The sequence below is a fragment of the Paraburkholderia sp. WS6 genome (genome assembly GCF_030464835.1).
Classification (GTDB): Bacteria; Pseudomonadota; Gammaproteobacteria; order Burkholderiales; family Burkholderiaceae; genus Paraburkholderia; species Paraburkholderia madseniana.
The window spans coordinates 1-18,089 of sequence record NZ_JALQCK010000042.1 but is presented as its reverse complement, the minus strand read 5'-3'; the positions used below and the strand labels follow the sequence as shown (position 1 = coordinate 18,089).

Below are 18,089 nucleotides of genomic sequence, written 5' to 3'. Positions count from 1 at the left end.
CACTGACTACGACCGGAGCCCATGTATGAAAACCGAAGCGCAGTTGACCACAGACACCGAGCGCTACAGTGCGCCCGGCACAGGCAAAAACCCGTTTGCGTGGTATCAGCAGATTTCCACGAGCGAGAAGCGTGCGTTCTGGAGCTGCAAGATCGGCTACGTCCTCGACGCAATGGACACGCAATTCCTGAGCTTCGTGATTCCGACGCTGATCGGGACATGGGGCATCACGCGCGGCGACGCCGGTCTCATCGGCACGGTCACGCTGCTGAGTTCGGCGCTCGGCGGCTGGGCGGCCGGTGTGCTGTCGGATCGCATCGGCCGGGTGAAGACCTTGCAGATCACGATTCTCTGGTTCGCGGTTTTCACGCTGGCTTGCGCGCTGGCGCAGAATTTTTCGCAACGGCTATGGGCGCGCGGACTGATGGGGCTCGGCTTTGGCGGCGAATGGACGGCGGGCGCGGTGCTGATCGGCGAAGTCATCCGTCCGCGTGACCGTGGCAAGGCGGTGGGGCTCGTGCAGGCAGGCTGGGCGATTGGCTGGGGCGTGTCGACGCTGCTGTTCATGGCCGTGTTTTCATGGGTACCGGCCGATTATCCGTGGCGCGTGCTGTTCGCGATCGGTATTGCACCGGCGCCGTTCGTGATCTGGATTCGCCGTTTCGTTGAAGAGCCGGAAGTGCATCGGCAGCAGAAAGAAGCGCAAGCCGCGGCACAAACGCGTCCCTCGTTGCTCGACATCTTCCGCGGCGATATCGTCTGGACCACGCTGCGCGCGTCCATTCTCGCGACCGGCGTGCAAGGCGGCTACTACGCCGTGACCACCTGGCTGCCGACGTATCTGAAGACCGAGCGGCATCTGAGCGTGATCGGCACCGGCAGCTATCTGGGCGTGGTGATTGTCGGTTCGTATTGCGGCTATCTGACGGGCGCTTACGTCAGCGACAAGATCGGCCGCAAGCGCGCGTTCATCACGTTCGCGCTGGCCTCGTGTGCGATCGCGCTGATCTACACGCAACTGCCGCTCGACAACCTCACGATGCTCGTGCTCGGCTTCCCGCTCGGCTTCTGTGCGTCCGGCATTTTCTCGGGGATGGGCGCGTTTCTCACCGAGCTGTTTCCGACGCGCATTCGGCGCTCCGGCCAGGGCTTCTGCTACAACTTCGGGCGGGCAGTCGGCGCGACATTTCCGTTCCTGATCGGCTACGTCTCGCAGACCATGACGCTCGGTCACGCGATCGGCGTATTTGCCGCCGCGGCATACGGACTCGTGATCCTCGCCGCGCTGACGTTGCCGGAAACCCGAGGGCGGGAACTCAGCACCTAAGCCGCGCTGCCGCGCACTCGCGCTATAACGCCTGCTCCGGCGCGCGTCCGATCACATGGGAATCGGACGCCGCAGGTGCATCGCCGCGACCATGCTCACGGCCTGGCGTCACAACAGCACCGGTGCCACCCGGCCGCCCCACCGATTTCGCATGCCGCTCGATCAGCCGTTGCAGCAGGCAGAACGCGCACAGCAACGCGCCGATCACAATGCGGGTCCACCACGAACTGAGCGTGCCGTCGAAGGTAATCAGCGCCTGGATCGTGCCTAGAATGCCGACGCCGAACAGCGAACCGATCACATAGCCGACACCGCCCGTCAGCAACGTTCCGCCAATCACCGTCGCCGCGATCGCGTCGAGCTCCATACCCTGCCCTTGCAGCCCATAACCCGACAGCACATAGAACGTGAACACCGCACCGCCGAGTGCTGAACAGAAGCCGCTCAGCGCATACACGCCGATCCGCGTGTGCGCGACCGGCAAGCCCATCAGCAACGCCGAGCGCGGATTGCCACCAATCGCATACACATTGCGGCCAAAACGCGTGAAATGCGCGACATAGATCGCCGCGGCAAGTGTGACGAGGGCGATCAACACATTGGCCGTCACCGAACCGACACCGATATTGAGCCGAAACGCGGAAATTTTCTGGAACGTCGGATCGTTGATGGTGATCGACTGCGTCGTGATCAGAAAGCACAGGCCACGCGCGAAGAACATGCCGGCCAGCGTGACAATGAACGCCTGCAAGCGGAAAAAGTGAATCAGCGCCCCCTGTACCGCGCCGAACACCGTGCCCATCAGCAACACGATCGGCACGATCAACCAGACCGGCCAATGCATGTGTTCGGACAACACCGCTTCGACGATGGTGGTCAGCGCCACCACCGAGCCCACCGACAGATCGATCCCCCCGGACACGATCACAAACGTCATACCGATCGCGACAATCAGCAGGAAGGCGTTATCGACCAGCAGATCGAGCAGCACTTGCCACGAGAAAAAGCCGGTGTACATCACCGAGCCGAAACCGAACAGGGCGCAAAACAACAGGACAGTGACGGCGATTGGTAACGTGCGCGGATCGACGATATGAGCCCAGGCCTCGAGGAGTCGTCTCATCGCGCCACCCCGCGATGCGTAAAGAGCGACATGGCGAGCGAGCGCGCCGAGGGCGACTGGATCACACTCACCGCCAGCACCACGGCCGCCTTGACGACGAGCGTCGCTTCCGGCGGCACGCCGATCGAATAAGTCGTGAAGGTGAGCGTCTGGATGATCAACGCACCCAGTACGGTACCGGCGAGACTGAAGCGGCCGCCGAGCAGCGATGTACCGCCGAGCGTCACCGCCAGAATCGCATCGAGTTCGAGCAGCAGGCCCGCGTTATTGCCATCGGCGCTGCGCACGTTCGAGCTGATGAGGATGCCCGCCATCGCGGCGGTCAACCCCGAGAAGCCGTACACCGCGAATACCAGCGCTTTCGAGCGCAGGCCGACGAGACGCGTCGCCACTGGATTGACGCCGATCGCGCGAATGAAGAGCCCGAGCGCGGTGCCTTCAACGAGCCCCACGGTGGCCAGCACGGCAACGCTTGCGATCCACACCGAACACGGCACGCCAAGCCAATACCCACCGCCGACGAACAGGTAACCCGGTGCGCCGATCGGGATGATCTGCCCCGCAGTCAACAATTGCGCAATGCCACGGCCGGCGACCATCAGGATCAACGTTGCGATGATCGGCTGCATGCCGACGAACGACACCAGCAACCCGTTCCACATGCCGCTCAACACACCGACGATCAGCGCCGCGACCAGGGCCTGCGCGATCAATCCGGCGCTCGGCGCGGCTTGCGTCGCGAGTATCGTGGCCGCTGCGGCGCCAGCGATCGCGACCACCGCGCCAACCGAAATATCGATGCCACGTGTGGCGATCACCAGCGTCATGCCGGTCGCAACCAGCACCAACGGCGCAGCGCGATTCAACACGTCGATCGGCGCGCCGAACAGGTGGCCGTCGAGCATGCTCAAAGAAAGAAAATTCGGATTCACCAATAGGTTCAGGGCGCACAAGAGCACCAGCGTGACGCACGGCCAGATCAACGGGCGCTCCGCGCCATCGCGCACGAACCAGTTCGATAGCTTCATTCGCCGCTCCCCGCGATGAGTCGATAAATGTTGTCTTCGTTCGAAGCCTTGCCGGCCACTTCAGCAATCTTGCGGCGGTCGCGCAGCACCGCCACGCGATGACTCACACGCAGCACCTCGCTGATCTCCGACGAAATGAACAGGATGCTCAGACCGTTCGCGCACAGCGCCAGCAAGCGGTCCATGATGTCGAACTTGGCGGCGACGTCGATGCCGCGGGTAGGCTCGTCGAGAATCAGGAGTTTGGGATTCGTAGCGAGCCAGCGCGCGAGCAGCGCTTTCTGCTGGTTGCCGCCGGAGAGCAGCCCGATCGGCTGTTCGGCGTCCGCTGCCTTGATGCCGAGGCGCTCGATCCACATGTCCGCGATTTCTTGCGCGCGATGCCGTTTGATCTTGCGCAACCAGCCGCGCCGCGCCTGCAGCGCCAGCAGAATGTTCTCGCGGATCGACAGTTCGGCGACGATGCCCTCTTTCTTGCGGTCCTCCGCGCAATAGCCGATGCCGTGGCGCACCGCGTCCCGGGGCGAACGCAGCCGCACAGGCCGGCCTTCGATCAGGATAGTGCCGCTGTCGGCGCGATCGGCCCCGAACAACAGCCGGGCGGTCTCCGTGCGGCCCGAGCCCAGCAGGCCGGCCAGGCCCAGGATCTGGCCCGGCTGCACGTCAAGGTCGATCGGCTGCAGCGTGCCGCGCCTTCCGACGCCGCGCAGTTCGACGAACGGCTGAACAGCGTCCTTGCTCTCTGGCCCTTCATGAACAGCGTGGCCGTCATGTGCCGCTTCGCGCAAGCGCGCGCTCATGCGCTCATGACCGACCATCTTCGCGACCAGTCGATCGGCCGGCAGATCCCGCGCGAGATATTCCCCTTCACGCTCGCCGTTGCGCATCACCGTGATGCGATCGGAAATGGCATAGGTTTGCTCGATAAAATGCGTGACAAACAGAATGGCGATTCCCGACTGCTTAAGATGCCGAAGTATTTTGAAAAGCTGCGCGACTTCGCCGTCGTCGAGACTGGAGGTCGGCTCGTCAAGGATCAGCACGCGTGCGTCGACTGACAGTGCCCTTGCGATCGCCACCATCTGCTGCACGGCGATCGGATAGGCGTCGAGCGATCTGGTGACGTCGAGCGTCACGTCGAGGCGGGCAAGCGCTGCCTGTGCGCGCCTCTTGATGTCGGGCCAGTCGATCGCGCCGAAACGCTTTGGCTGCCGGCCCGCAAAGATGTTCTCCGCCACCGACAGGTTCGGGCACAGGTTCACTTCCTGATACAGCGTGCGCACGCCGGCCGCTTCCGCCTCCTGCGGCGACGCAAACGCGACGGTCTCGCTACCGAGACGGATCGTACCGGCGTCAGGCGCGACTACGCCGGTCAGCACGTTGATCAGGGTGGATTTGCCGGCGCCGTTCTGTCCCATCAGGGTGTGAATCTCGCCGGGGAACAGACGAAAGTCGACCCGCTGCAGCGCTTTCACGCCCGGAAACGTCTTGCTGACGCCGGTAGTGGCCAGAATGGGTTCGAGTGCATTCGAGGCGGCGCCGTCGCGAGCGTCGCCTGTGACGGCCTTCATGGCCGGCGGATTGGGTTCCGATGCGGGATGCGTCATAGACCTCGCTCGATCGGCGGTGCGTTGGTCGGGTGGGCTCAGGCTGGCCCCGTTGTGCGCAATCTGATTCTGCGGAAAAGAGACCGCCCGCTGCCGAAGCAGCCAGGCGGTCAGGCACCACTGGAGAAACCCCTGTGATCCGTCCGTACTTCGCTTGCGTTCTGCGTCTATCGTATGGATAGCTAATCAGTCAGCCATCACACTCCGCCTCAGTACTTGCGCGTCGGCAAAGTCTGCGCCGCGACGCTCATCGGGAAGACGGTCTCTTCCGTCAGGATGAGCTTGGGCAGCGGCTTGCCGGCCACCACGTCCTTGACCGCCGACATCAGTTGCGGCCCCAGCAGCGGACTGCATTCCACATCGACGTTCATCTTGCCCGCGGCCATCGCCTGGAAGCCACCCTTGGTCGCATCGAACGAGACGACGGTGATGTCCTTGCCCGGATGCATGCCGGCCTCTTCCATCGCCTGGATGGCGCCGAGCGCCATATCGTCGTTATGCGCATAAACTACATTTATTTTATTTCCATAAGTTTTTATAAATGCTTCCATCACCTGCTTGCCACCGGCAAGTGTGAAGTCGCCGCTTTGCGACGCAATGATCTTGAATTTGGGATCGCTCTTGATCACTTCGATCAGGCCTGAATGCCGGTCGTTGGCCGGCGCCGAGCCGACCGTTCCCTGCAGTTCCGCGATGTTGATCGGGCCCGGATCATTCTTATAGTGATCGGCCAGCCAATGACCACCGCGCCGGCCCTCTTCCATGAAGTCCGAGCCAATCATCGTTACGTACAGCGACGTGTCTTTCACGTCGATGTTGCGGTCAGTCAGGATCACCGGAATTTTTGCGGCTTTAGCTTCGCGCAGCACCGGCTCCCAGCCGGATTCGACGACCGGAGAGAACGCGATCACATCGACTTTCTGCGCTATGTAGGAGCGGATCGCCTTGATCTGGTTTTCCTGCTTTTGCTGGGCGTCGGAGAATTTGAGCTTGATCTTGGCGTCCGCCGCCGCGGACTTCACCGACTCGGTGTTGGCGGTTCGCCATGCGCTTTCCGCGCCGACCTGTGCGAAGCCGAGGGTGATCTGTTTGTCCTGCGCGTATGCGCCCGGCGCTGTCAGCACCAGTGCGCCGATGCTCGAGCAAAGCGCGAGCGCGCCCAACGCACGACATGCGGCGCGTCGTGTATTCGCCATGACTGTCTCCTGATCGTTGTTGTGTCGGCGATCCATCGAACCCGCCCGGCGTTTGCGGCCCTCACGGTGCGTGGATCGTGATGTAGCGTAGTGTCTGGGGCGTTAACCGTCCAATCATATGATTCGCGTCGGCGATACCAATTCTGGTATAGCGGGCGGTATCGGCAGTAGCCGTGGACGTGGGCAATGCGGCGGAGTTCGCTCAAGCATCGGCGGCGATTGAGCGTGGCGTTGGAGATGCTTTTTTATGCGCTTAAGTGCTCGATGTGGCTTCGGGCCAGGTAGCGAGTGGGTGCCGGGCTTTTGGGCCTTCGGACCAGGAGCGGCGCGGCTAACGGTCAGCCCGCAAGCTAGCGAGTTGCCCCGCGCGGCGTCACCCAGCGAAACGTCAGATTGATCCGCTCGCCGGCCACACGCGGCTCCTTCGGCACGCGATGCCGCCAGTCGGCCTGCGTGTTGCCCTTCATCACCAGCAAGCTGCCGCCTTTCAGCGAAAACGACTCCACGACGCCAGTCTTGTTGTGCCGCAAGTCGAAAGTGCGCGCGACGCCCAGGCTGATCGACGCAATCACCGGCTGGGTGCCGAGTTCAGGCTCGCGGTCCGCATGCCATCCCATGCTGTCGGTGCCGCTGCGGTAGCGGTTGATCAGCACGCTGTTAAAGCGCGCGTGGCAGCTTGCCTCCGCGGCGGCTCGCAGTTCCGCGACGGTCGCGGTCCACGGTTGCGGTACGTTGCGAATGCCGGAGTAGACGTAGACCGCGTCCGGTTCGCCCTGCCAGGCGGTCAGCCGCGGCAGCGGCACACGGCCGGCGGGCGTGCCCATCATGTCTTGACGCCATTCCACTTCGCCGATGAGTTGCGCCAAAGCGCGCGCCGCGGCCTCGGGCGCGAGCCACTCGGGATACCAGTCCACGTCGGGCGCCGGAAGGTCGTCGAAAAGGTCCGCCATAAGATTGCCCGAATGCGATTGCGTGCGCGACACGTGCGCGAGTGAGAACCTAGCTATTATGGCGGCAACGACGACGACGCTCACGCCTGTGGCTTGCGCAGTCATCCGTTTTTTTCACTCTGCAACTTCAACGGGTTTCCATCATGATTCTTTCCGATCAGGCTCTCGACCAGCTCTTTCGCAAAGCGCGCACCCATAACGGCTGGCAGGCCAAACCGGTCGACAACGCCGTGCTCAAGCAGCTCACCGAACTCGTGCTGCTCGGCCCGACCTCGGCCAATTCAAGCCCCGGCCGCTTCGTCTACGTGAAAACGCCCGAAGGCAAAGAAAAGCTGCGTCCGGCCTTGTCGCCGGGCAATCTCGAGAAGACGATGGCGGCACCGGTCACGGTGATCGTCGGGATGGATATAGCGTTTTACGAGCATCTGCCGAAACTGTTTCCGCATGCCGACGCGCGTAGCTGGTTCGCCGGCAACGACAGGGCGATCGCGGATACGGCCTTTCGCAATTCGACGCTGCAAGGCGGCTATCTGATTCTCGCTGCTCGCGCACTCGGCCTGGACACGGGTGCGATGTCGGGCTTCGACGCCGCCAAGGTCGACGAGGCCTTCTTCGCCGGCACGACCGTGAAGTCGAACTTCCTGATCAATCTCGGCTACGGCGACCCGTCGAAGCTTTTCCCGCGCAGCCCGCGCTTCTCCTTCGACGAAGCCGCCCAGATCGTCTGACAGGCCTTTGACCGCCGGTGCGTTTATCTGAAGAGCGCCACGTAGAACACCACTGTGCCGATCACCGCACCGATAAAGCAAAAGCCTTCGTCAGCGTCGTCGCCATTGGAACGCAACCACGCGCCGACGACGCCGAACAGCCCTGCGATGCCGAGTGCAACGCATACCATCACCACGTCGAATAACGCGTTTTTGCCCAGCTCGGAGAAGTCGATGTCGCGCACGCCGAAGTACAAGGCGAGCGCCATCAGCGATATGCCCACCAGCGGCAGCATGACGTGGCTGCCCTCTCGTCCGACGTGATGCCCATGAAGTACGTGGCGTACGTGATTGCCCGACCCAAGCAGTTTCATGATGCGCCTCCTGCCTCGCCCTCAACCGAGGACAAAACGAACCGCCGCTGGGCCGCGATGGCCCTGAGACGAGCCGGTTCTATTTGAGAATAGTGCACGCGAAACACAATTCAAAGCCCATTTAATTAGAGCGTCGCTGCAGTTCAGACGGCGGCATGCGGCAACGAGAATTGCTGCGTTGCGGTATCCACTTGCCTCGTCAAAAACAGACGTGTCCGGCCAGTCCTGGAAGCAGATCTGGCGCCCTCGGCAAGGGTTTGCACATCTCGGTAGAATGATCCGGCTCGCCCGTTATTTCATGATTGCAGTTGGCGAGCCGCCGCCGTTGCTCCGCTCGTGCCGGCCCCTTCCCGCCTCTATCCTCTCTATGCGCCGCTCATCGTTTCTTGTTCGCTTCATCCTGATTGGCATCCTGCTGCATATCTACGTCGGTTTTCGTCTGATTCCCGACATGCCCGTCAGCATCACCGGCCGGTGGCTGTGCGCGTTGTGGCTGGTGCTGTCGATCTTTCTGATACCGCTCGGCATGCTGGCGCGCACCATCAAACAGCAGCCGCTCAGCGACCGCCTCGCGTGGGTCGGGCTGCTGGCGATGGGTTTCTTCTCGTCGCTGCTGGTTCTGACGTTCGCGCGTGACTTGGCGCTCGCCTCGCTGCTCACCGTCGATGCAATCTGGCCGAACACGATAGCAATCGCGCATTGGCGCATCGGCTCGGCGGCCGCGGTACCGCTGCTTGCGCTGCTTTCGACGCTCGTTGGCCTGTTCAACGCACGGCGCCGCGCCAAGGTCGTGACGATCGAGGTGCCGATCGACGATTTGCCGCCGGCGCTCGACGGCTTCACGATCGTCCAGATCAGCGATATCCACGTCGGCCCGACCATCAAAGGCCGTTACGTGGATGCGATCGTCGACGCGGTGAATCGTCTGAAGCCGGATCTGATTGCCGTCACGGGCGATGTGGTGGACGGCAGCGTGCCGCAATTGACCAGACACACGCAGCCCCTATCACGGCTCAGCGCGCGTCACGGGGCGTTCCTCGTGACCGGCAACCACGAGTATTACGCCGGTGCGAACGCCTGGATCGATGAATTCCGGCGCCTGGGGTTAAACGTTCTGCTTAACGAGCATGTGATCGTGGAACACGACGGCGCGCGCGCCGTGATTGCCGGGGTGACCGATTACTCAGCGGGCCATCATGATCCGTTGCATCGCAGCGACCCGGTTGCGGCCCTCGCAGGAGCGCCTGGCGACGTGCTGATCAAAGTACTGCTGGCACACCAGCCGCGCTCTGCCGAAGCAGCCGCGGCAGCAGGTTTCACACTGCAGCTATCCGGCCACACACACGGCGGGCAGTTCTTCCCATGGAATTTCTTTGTGCGTCTCCAGCAGCCGTTCACGGCTGGTCTCGCACGGCTGAACGGCCTGTGGGTCTACACGAGTCGCGGCACCGGCTATTGGGGACCGCCGAAGCGCCTGGGAGCTCCCTCGGAGATCACGCGATTGCGCCTCGTGCCCGGCGAGCCCGACTAAGGCCCAGGGCTAGAGTGCCGCATATCGCCGCATCGAAGTCATACTGGATTGCACTGCAAAAAAGAAACGCGGATGTCCGCAAAGGACATCCGCGCTTTGGCGCTGACGCGCCACGTCAGCCAATTTGCGTTACTGAGCTGGCGCGACGGCCACGCTGACCTGCGGTGCGTATGCCACCGACACTTGCATACCCGGCGTCACGCCGGCGACCTTTGCCGGCTCGCGGCCCTGAATATGAAACACCGCGCCATTCGGGCCCTTCAGGGCCATGATGCCGGAGGCATGATCGATCGCCTGAACTTCGGCGCTCACGTTCTGTACAGTGTTCTGCTGTACCGGTTGAACAGCCGCGCCGTGGCCGTCGGCACCGCGCGTCACGCTGACCATGGCGTTGCGCATCATGCGGATATGGACCTTGCCACCCTGCTTGATCTGCGCCAGGTTGCTCGTATCGGTGATGTTGAATGAAGCTTCGCCGCCCTGTGCGTCGAGCACAGTCACGGAATGTTTTGCCTGGTCGATCGACTTCACGACACCATCCGCCTGCAGCGTGCTGCTGCCTTCAAACGGCGCGGGCAAACCGGCGGCGAACGACACGAGCGGAGCCGCAGCAATCAATGCGCCGGCAATAACGCCGAGAGCTTTTTCTTTCATATATTCCTCAATTGGGTGAACAGCGGAAAAGAGACGACATGGTGCGGATCGGATGTGCAAGGTACAGCGCAAGGACAACCGAAAAATTTCTGGGCGAAACCCTGGGAAATGAAACGTGGATTGAGCACCCGAACCACACGACGTGTTTCGAAGTGTGCGAACAGTGTGTTTTCCGGGATGGACCTCGTCAATATTCGGAGTCCGTATTTATGCGAGGAAAATTCCGATCTTGCCGGGGAAAATTCTGCAAGCGACCCACAACACATTCCGCCACCCTGCCTCATCCCGGCTTGACTTAACTTTGCAGAGCTGCCTAGAATTCGCCCAGTTCATTTAACCGGAATCACGATCTTGGACAGTAGCAGTAGTACCAGTCGAGCTTCGATTCGCCCGATCGCCTGATCGGCAAGATTTCCGCGTCAGCCTTTGCCTGTCGCCGTCTTGCCCTCGGGCCCGACGGTGCACGTCGCTTTTACCCTCTTGCTGCAAGTGAAGCGCCGCATGGCCCGATGGCCTGCGCATGCTCCACGCCTTTTGCGTCGCGAGCCCCCGCTCGCATGCCTTGTCACGCCTGACCACGCTCGCGCTCCACCTGCGGATACGTGATGCTGTCATGCGTAAGGTTCACACTGTGCGAACACGCGCTTCAACCTTTCTTACCGATGACAATTGAATTCGTCTTGCGGCTCTTTGCCGCCTTTAGCTGCGGGGTCGCGATCGGCCTCGAACGGCAGATGCGCCAGCGCAACGCCGGCCTGCGGACCATCACGCTGGTCGCCAGCGGCGCGTGCCTGTTCGTCACGCTCGGCGTGCTGACCGGCAACGGCACCGCCGGTATCACCCAGATTGCCGCGTATGTCGTCTCCGGCGTCGGCTTTCTCGGCGGCGGCGTGATCATGCGCGACAAGGGCTCCATTCAGGGGATCAACACCGCCGCGACCTTGTGGTGCTCGGCGGCCGTCGGCGTATTGTGCGGTGCGGGGCATTACGGCCCGGCCCTCGCCGGCACCGCGGTCGTGCTGCTGACCAATACTGTGCTGCGTGAAGTGAGCCGGGCCATTAACGCCGCGCCCGTTTCGGACGCCGACCTCGTGCGCGAGTATGTGCTGACGATCGTTTGCCGGGAGGCCGATGAAATTCACATTCGGACCGCGGTATCCAACTCAATGTATTCGACACCGCTGTCGTTCCAGAGCCTGACGAGCGAAGACGTCGAAGACGATACGGGACGCATTCGCGTTACGGCAACATTGAAGCTGCATCCGAAAGATCAGCCGAAGCTCGAACAGATGGCCAGCCGCATCAGCATGGAAAAGAGCGTATCGAGCGTGAGCTGGACGGCTAAAGATGCGGAGCCGACGCCTGAGTGAGCCACCTCGCGTAAGCTCCCCATATTCGTGCGCATCGTCTACACTTAGCTTGCAATAGATTCAGACAATGTTAATTCCGCGTCCTGAATATGGACTGTCCCATAACCTTCGACTAAGCTCTGTCACCGTGATTTTTTCACACTCAACCATGGAGTCTCGAATATGGAACACGGCATCATTGCATGGCTCATCATCGGCGCAATCGCCGGCTGGCTGGCTGGCGTGCTCGTCAAGGGCGGCGGCTTCGGTCTGATCGTCGACATCATCGTCGGGATTGTCGGCGCATTCATCGGCGGCTGGCTTGCCGGTGTGTTGCACATTTCGCTCGGCGGCGGCTGGATCGGGTCGATCATTACCGCTGTGATCGGCGCCGTCATTCTGCTGTTCCTTATCCGGCTTGTGCGGCGCGGCACCTGAGCGTAGCACCTGATGTCTTACGGCGTCGGGAGCGAATGCCACCTGACGCCGGTTTTACTTCGCGTTTAGAGACGCGCCGCTACTGCCGGCAACATCGAGCCGGTGTCACGCAGCCGCGTATGCCAGGTGAAAGCCTGGTCCAACCGATGCGGCGTTTGCCCACCCCATTGCAAGGCATCCCGATAGTAGTCGCGAAGCAGATCGCGATAGAGCGGATGCACGCAGTTTTCGATGATCAGCGTAGCGCGTTCCCGCGGCGCCAATCCGCGCAGATCGGCGAGGCCCTGCTCCGTCACGACTACGTCCACATCGTGCTCGTTGTGATCGCAGTGCGGCACCATCGGCACGACACTCGAAATGCGGCCGCCCTTCGCCATCGACTTCGTCGCAAAGATCGCGCATGACGCATTGCGCGCGAAATCGCCCGAGCCGCCAATGCCGTTCATCATGTGCGTGCCGCCGACGTGCGTGGAATTCACATTGCCGTATATGTCGAATTCCAATGCGGTATTCAACGCGATCAGACCGAGCCGGCGAATCACTTCAGGATGGTTGCTGACCTCCTGCGGACGCAGCACCAGGCGATCGCGATAGCGCTCGAGTTCGCCGAACACTTGCGCCTGACGCGCTGCCGACAACGTGATCGACGCACCCGAGGCGAACGTCACCTTGCCGGCGTCCATCAGATCGAAGGTCGAATCCTGCAGTACTTCTGAGTAAATTTCGAAGGCGCCGAAAGGCGAATCGACAAAACCGGCCAGCACCGCGTTGGCAATCGTGCCGATGCCCGCCTGCAACGGCGGCAATTGCGGGGGCATGCGTCCGCATGACACTTCGTGCTGGAAAAACTCAATCAAATGGCGTGCAATCAGCTCGGTTTCCGCATCCGCGGGCAGCACCGTGGACGGGCTGTCCGCCTTGTCGGTGATCACGATCGCCGCGATTTTTTCTGGCGGAATTTCGATGGCATGCGTACCAACGCGGTCTTGCGGATGCATGATCGGCAGCGGCTCGCGATTCGGCCTGCGGCCCGGAATCCAGATGTCGTGCAGCCCTTCGAGTGCGAGCGGCTGGGCAAGATTGATTTCGACGATGACCTTGTCGGCCAGGATCGCAAAGCTGGCCGAGTTGCCGACTGAAGTGGTCGGCACGATGCCGCCAGTTTCGGTGATCGCGGTGGCCTCGATAATGGCGACATCGAGCTTGCCGAGCTGATTCGCGCGCAGCATCTCGACAGTTTCAGACAGATGCTGATCGACGAACATCACTTCGCCGCGGTTGATCGCATCGCGCAGGGTCTTGTCGACCTGAAACGGCAAGCGACGCGCCAACACATGCGCCTCGGTGAGCATGCGATCCACGTCATGACCTAGCGATGCGCCGGTCATCAACGTAATTTGCAGCGGCTTGCCTTCCTGCCGGACGCGCTCGGCGAGTGCGACCGGGACAGCCTTGGCGTCGCCCGCGCGCGTAAAACCGCTGGCGCCGACGCGCATGCCGTCCTGAATCAGAAGCGCCGCCTCGGCGGCTGAAGTGATTTTTCCGCGCAGCGCGGAGCAACGAATCCGGTCCTGGTACATGAAATCGAGTCTCTCCATAATCACCCGTCCAGTCTACCGGTGCGCACGTCTGCGGTGTGCTTCGCTCAGTAGCCAGTTTGTCGCACCAGCCGCGGCGTCTCGACGGGACGGCGTCGCGGCCAGGCGTTTCGTCGCGTGCAACATTCCCGCGACAGGTCTTACAGGTACTGCTGGTGTTGCGCGTGGCGCTGCTTAGCTGCCGAAGAAAATATTACAGAAACTCACAGGCCCTACGCACTCTTCAGCTTTGGCCTTCGGTACTGCGACACGGCGTTGCTCATCGACGCTCTTCGCGCGCGGTGCATTCGCCTGTGCGACCTGTTGTTCCGAGGCGGCAGGCGCCGTCTGTGCATGAGCGACAGCAGCGGACAAAGTGCAGGCAATCAGGGCAATCTTCAACACATTCATTTCGTTCTCCAGTTCTTACGATTCCGTCGCGCAGGAAGTTCTCTTTGGGGACTGCGCGGCGGTGAAGAAACTATATGACCGCCACCTACGCGGATAAACAGGGCTGGACGGAAGGGACCTTTCCATCTGGCAGAAGGATCGGGGTACACGCCCGATCCAACGCGCGGGTCAATGCGTATTGAAAGGCGCGTCTTTGTCGAGCAACGCCGTGCGGATGAAGTGCAGGCAACTCAGGATGCGCTGCAGGTCGTGTCGCTGGTCCCGGTCGGCATGGACGGTTTCCAGCAGGTCCTGCGCGATCCACGTGGCCGAGCGCACAGATACGAGCGCGCGCTCGAGAGCATGTGCGTCCGGTCGCGCAAAGAGCCGCGCGAGGTCGTCGCAAGTCCGCTTGAGGCCGCTGTTCCAGTGCGAATGAAGAGTTTGCGCGTAGCCCGCACGTGCTGCTTCGTTGCGCAGATCGATCACCGCGTGCCCTACTTCGAGGGTGACGAGCATCCAGCGCAACGCATCACGGCGGCGTCGGGAGCGCCGCGTCAGTAGCATGCGCAACTGTGAGGCCAGATCGTGAGTGCTCGACTGAAAGCGTTGATTGAGTCCGGGCAGTTCGTCCTTGCACGCAGACACGACTTGCGCGCGCAAATCACCCTTGATTCTCTCGGTGAGCCACGGCATGTCCGCGGGAAACACCACCGAGAACACGATTGCTGCAAGCAATAACGACGCCGTGATCGCTATCCCATTGTTGATCAGCAGATCGGGCGCATACGTGACGACGTTGTCCGGCGCGGCGAGCAGGCAGAAGAATACGGAAAAGCCGATGCCATACCCTGCCGAGAGCTTGCGCGATGCGATGAAGGCGCCGAGTGCGAGCACCGGAGCGAGCATCGCGCAAAGCAGCGGAAAGCCGTCGATGTTCGGATATACGTAGCACGTAAAAAGGTAGCCGGTCATGGTCGCCAGCACCGCACCGACTGCCATCTGCACGGCCATTTTCGATGCGTTCGACGCGGTCGACGTCAACGCACAAACCAGCGCCGCGCCGATCACTGCCAGACCGCCGCTGGGCCAGTCGGTGGCGATCCAGAACCAGCCGGCGATCGCCATCACCACCGCCGACCTGGCAAAGGTAAACGCGACCACAAAGCCGTTCGTCCTGCTCACGTAGCGGCCGGCGGTGTACGGCCCAGCTCCCGGTTTGCGCCACGCCAAAGACGCGTAAGTCTCGGAGTAGCGGATCCATTCATCGACAAATCGATATAGCAGTTCCGAGGCGGTATCGAAGTCCGCGAGCGATTCAGCGGGCGCGGCTTCCAGTGGCCGTCTCGTTTCGCGCACGCGCCTTGGCAAGCTCGCCTGAAAGAGCCGCAAACCAGCGGCTACGTGCGCTGCATCGGCATCCGCAGCCCGGGTCGATTCCAGCAGTACTGACAGCTCGCTGAAGTACGGCGTGATGGCGTCGACCCTCCAGATCGGGTCGCTGACACGCAGACGTTTGAGCAACTGGTGCAGCGCATGCAGCCGCGCACATGCGTCCATAAATTCGCCGTTCAGACGGCCGAGATGCTGGCTGCGTGAACGCATGGCCGGATCCTCGAAGGCAGCAAATGTTCGCGTCGCTTCAAAGCCGACGATCTCGTCGACGAGGTCCGCAAAGCGCCGTTCAAATTGGCAACGGTCGATTCCGCGACCCAGCACCTCGGCAGCGAACGCAGTAAAATTTGTATATCGAAGATGAAGTGCGCGCCGCAGCGCAAGACTGGAACGCTGCGGCACGATGAGCGCGCTGACTGCGCTCGAACACACGATACCGACCGCCACTTCCGCTGCGCGCGTAAGCGCCGCCAGAAACAGGTCGTGAGGCGCCGTGACATTCGGGATGCCGATCAAAGCGGCGGTATAGCCGGCCAGCACAAAGCCGTACCATCTGAAATGCCGATACCGGACCGCTGCCGCGATACAGACGCTCACCCAACCGATCATGCCGAGCATGTACAACTCGGGCTGCTGGGCGAACAGCGCGCCGAGCACCAGGGCAGCGACCGTCCCCACCGCAGTGCCAAGAATCCGGTAGAAACTCTTGGCGAGCACCATGCCGCTGAACGGCTGCATCAGCACGAACACCGTGGTCATCGCGATTCGCGGCTGCTGGAGATCCAGCAACATGGCGATGCCCAGCGCCAGCAAACCCGCAGTGACCGTTTTCAGCAGATGCAGCCAGATCAGACCGTCGCTGTTCGCCCAGTCGCGAACGGCGGGACTCAGCGCCGGCAACATGACGCGCCACTGCCGGCGAGAATCCACGGTGGGCTTGATCGCATGTTGGCGTCTCATCATCAGAAAGCAACGCGTCTCGGTTTGTCGCTAAAAGAAGCCCCGGTGAACGCTGCGCACACCAGCAGGCAAGGCGCCGATTGTAAGAGCATGCGCTGCGCGTATTAATAGGACGGGCGCGGAACCTCCCTTCCAGAATGAACAACAATGGGCTTGCGGGACAGGCGGACAATACGGCTTCTGCCGTGAAATAGAAGGATCGATGGATACGCTACAAAATATGCGAGTGTTCGTGCGCGTGGTTGAAGCCGGTAGTTTTACCGCCGCCGCGCAGTCACTCAATTCGACGACTGGCGCGATGTCGCGCGCTGTCTCGGAACTCGAGGCTCATCTGCGTACGCGCTTGCTGAACCGGTCGACGCGGCGGCTCGCGCTCACCACGGCGGGCGAGCGTTATTTGAAACGCTCTCAGCAGATCCTTGCAGATGTCGACACAGCGGAAGAAGAAGCAAGCTGCGCCCACGAACGCCCTGCCGGCGCTTTGCGGATGCACAGCTTTGCCAGTATCGGCCAGCATTACGTGCTGCCGGCCATCTCCCGGTATCGCGCGCTTTATCCCGAAGTGACCGTCGAGTTGACGTTGTCGCAGCGCATGCCCGACCTGTTCGAAGGCAGCGCTGACGTCGCTGTTATCGGCGCCTCGACTCTGCCGAATTCCGACCTCGTGTCGCTCCCGCTTGGTACAACGTTCAGCATCCTGTGCGCATCGCCTGCTTACGTGCGTGCTCATGGCGCGCCGCAACAGCCCAGCGACCTGGCGCATCACGAGTGTCTGATCTTGCACACGCCAGCATTTCCGGCCTACGAATGGGTGCTCGACGGCCCGAACGGCAGCGAGATGATGGAAGTGAATGGACCCGTGCAAGTGAATATTGCGGAATCGCTGATCGTCGCGATTCGCGAGGGAATGGGCATTGGTATGGTGCCGCTCTATGCGGCGATTGCCGGGCTGCGTGACGGGACGTTAGTCCGCGTGCTGCCTGAATATACGCTGCAGAAGATGAACGTTTACGCGCTGTATCCGTCACGCAAGTTCGTCGATGCGAAGACGCGGACGTGGGTTGAGTTCTTACGCACGCATCTACCGAAGGTGATTGCACGCGACGAGGCGTTACTTGCGGAAGTTGGCCAGATGGATGCAGTTGATGGCACTGTGCCTGTGAGAACGGCTGGCATTGGGGGCGGAGATGTCGCCGCGCACTGACGCAGTTTTTTAGCTGACGAGCTGTCCGCGCCTGTGGAAGGTGGCAACGTAGGTAACGAAGTGGCGGGACATTTGTGACGGCATCTATGGCCTGCCAGATAGCGGCAGTGTTTTCGTGACGCACCTCTCGGAATGGAGGTGCGTTGTCCCGCGGGTTGGGAACGAGAGTTAAGAGTCCGCGCGTGTGCTCGCTACGACGCCAGAGTCTTGGCGCTGAATTCAGAGCCGTAAACGCAGAAACCCCACCTTTGTGGGGTGGGGTTTCTGATGCTGCTGGGG

At 61.7% G+C, this 18,089-nt stretch carries 16 protein-coding genes; 6 read left to right on the top strand and 10 right to left on the bottom strand.

The genetic code is table 11. The features are described 5' to 3' along the window. The first annotated feature begins 25 nt into the window (after positions 1–25). The gene (locus M0D64_RS35205; RefSeq protein WP_266261177.1) at positions 26–1,327 is read left to right on the top strand and encodes an MFS transporter; all 1,302 of its coding nucleotides are present in this window, start codon (positions 26–28) and stop codon (positions 1,325–1,327) included. 22 nt (positions 1,328–1,349) lie between these two features. On the opposite strand, the gene yjfF is transcribed toward M0D64_RS35205, so the two are convergent. From yjfF to M0D64_RS35180, 5 genes are all read right to left on the bottom strand, one after another. Then, positions 1,350–2,450, bottom strand: coding sequence for a galactofuranose ABC transporter, permease protein YjfF (gene yjfF, locus M0D64_RS35200; RefSeq protein WP_266241029.1), 1,101 nt, complete (start codon positions 2,448–2,450; stop codon positions 1,350–1,352). Further along, positions 2,447–3,478 carry an ABC transporter permease gene (locus M0D64_RS35195; protein ID WP_266261176.1) on the bottom strand — a complete coding sequence of 344 codons (1,032 nt, stop codon included), beginning with the start codon at positions 3,476–3,478 and terminating at the stop codon, positions 2,447–2,449. Before M0D64_RS35195 ends, yjfF begins: the two co-directional genes overlap by 4 nt. Further along, positions 3,475–5,085: a sugar ABC transporter ATP-binding protein gene (locus tag M0D64_RS35190; RefSeq protein WP_266261175.1), complete on the bottom strand. Its 1,611-nt coding sequence runs from the start codon at positions 5,083–5,085 to the stop codon at positions 3,475–3,477. Before M0D64_RS35190 ends, M0D64_RS35195 begins: the two co-directional genes overlap by 4 nt. A 209-nt stretch (positions 5,086–5,294) precedes the next feature. Beyond that, complete coding sequence (locus M0D64_RS35185) at positions 5,295–6,281, bottom strand: ABC transporter substrate-binding protein (RefSeq protein ID WP_266261174.1); 987 nt, start codon at positions 6,279–6,281, stop codon at positions 5,295–5,297. A 350-nt stretch (positions 6,282–6,631) separates the two neighbouring features. Further along, positions 6,632–7,231: an alpha-ketoglutarate-dependent dioxygenase AlkB gene (locus M0D64_RS35180; RefSeq protein WP_266261214.1), complete on the bottom strand. Its 600-nt coding sequence runs from the start codon at positions 7,229–7,231 to the stop codon at positions 6,632–6,634. 143 nt (positions 7,232–7,374) lie between these two features. Here M0D64_RS35180 and M0D64_RS35175 point away from each other — a divergent pair, with 143 nt between their 5' ends. Next, on the top strand, positions 7,375–7,959 hold the full coding sequence (locus M0D64_RS35175) for a malonic semialdehyde reductase (protein WP_266261173.1): 585 nt from the start codon (positions 7,375–7,377) through the stop codon (positions 7,957–7,959). 23 nt (positions 7,960–7,982) lie between these two features. Here the strand turns inward: M0D64_RS35175 and M0D64_RS35170 are convergent, their stop codons facing one another. Next, positions 7,983–8,312, bottom strand: a complete 330-nt coding sequence (locus tag M0D64_RS35170) for a hypothetical protein (protein WP_154565793.1) — start codon at positions 8,310–8,312, stop codon at positions 7,983–7,985. 367 nt (positions 8,313–8,679) lie between these two features. On the opposite strand from M0D64_RS35170, the gene M0D64_RS35165 reads away from it, so the two are divergent. After that, a complete protein-coding gene (locus M0D64_RS35165) occupies positions 8,680–9,843 on the top strand; it encodes a metallophosphoesterase (RefSeq protein ID WP_154565794.1) in 1,164 nt (387 codons plus the stop codon). A gap of 129 nt (positions 9,844–9,972) precedes the next feature. Here M0D64_RS35165 and M0D64_RS35160 read toward each other — a convergent pair whose 3' ends face one another. Further along, a complete protein-coding gene (locus tag M0D64_RS35160) occupies positions 9,973–10,497 on the bottom strand; it encodes a hypothetical protein (protein WP_266261172.1) in 525 nt (174 codons plus the stop codon). 662 nt (positions 10,498–11,159) lie between these two features. Between M0D64_RS35160 and M0D64_RS35155 the strand changes: the two genes are divergently transcribed. Together M0D64_RS35155 and M0D64_RS35150 are read left to right on the top strand one after the other, a co-directional pair. Next, positions 11,160–11,867, top strand: a complete 708-nt coding sequence (locus M0D64_RS35155; RefSeq protein ID WP_154565796.1) for an MgtC/SapB family protein — start codon at positions 11,160–11,162, stop codon at positions 11,865–11,867. A 162-nt stretch (positions 11,868–12,029) separates the two neighbouring features. Beyond that, positions 12,030–12,284 (top strand): GlsB/YeaQ/YmgE family stress response membrane protein, encoded by a 255-nt coding sequence (locus tag M0D64_RS35150; protein WP_028197420.1) that lies wholly within the window; start codon positions 12,030–12,032, stop codon positions 12,282–12,284. Between the two features lie 65 nt (positions 12,285–12,349). On the opposite strand, the gene M0D64_RS35145 is transcribed toward M0D64_RS35150, so the two are convergent. From M0D64_RS35145 to M0D64_RS35135, 3 genes are all read right to left on the bottom strand, one after another. Beyond that, entirely contained in the window at positions 12,350–13,864 is a 1,515-nt protein-coding gene (locus M0D64_RS35145; protein ID WP_266261213.1) for an acetyl-CoA hydrolase/transferase family protein, read from the bottom strand. A gap of 192 nt (positions 13,865–14,056) precedes the next feature. After that, a complete protein-coding gene (locus M0D64_RS35140; RefSeq protein ID WP_154565797.1) occupies positions 14,057–14,272 on the bottom strand; it encodes a hypothetical protein in 216 nt (71 codons plus the stop codon). 168 nt (positions 14,273–14,440) lie between these two features. Beyond that, positions 14,441–16,606, bottom strand: a complete 2,166-nt coding sequence (locus M0D64_RS35135; protein WP_266261212.1) for an FUSC family protein — start codon at positions 16,604–16,606, stop codon at positions 14,441–14,443. Between the two features lie 202 nt (positions 16,607–16,808). Between M0D64_RS35135 and M0D64_RS35130 the strand changes: the two genes are divergently transcribed. Beyond that, entirely contained in the window at positions 16,809–17,810 is a 1,002-nt protein-coding gene (locus M0D64_RS35130; protein WP_154565798.1) for a LysR family transcriptional regulator, read from the top strand. The last annotated feature ends 279 nt before the right edge of the window (positions 17,811–18,089 follow it).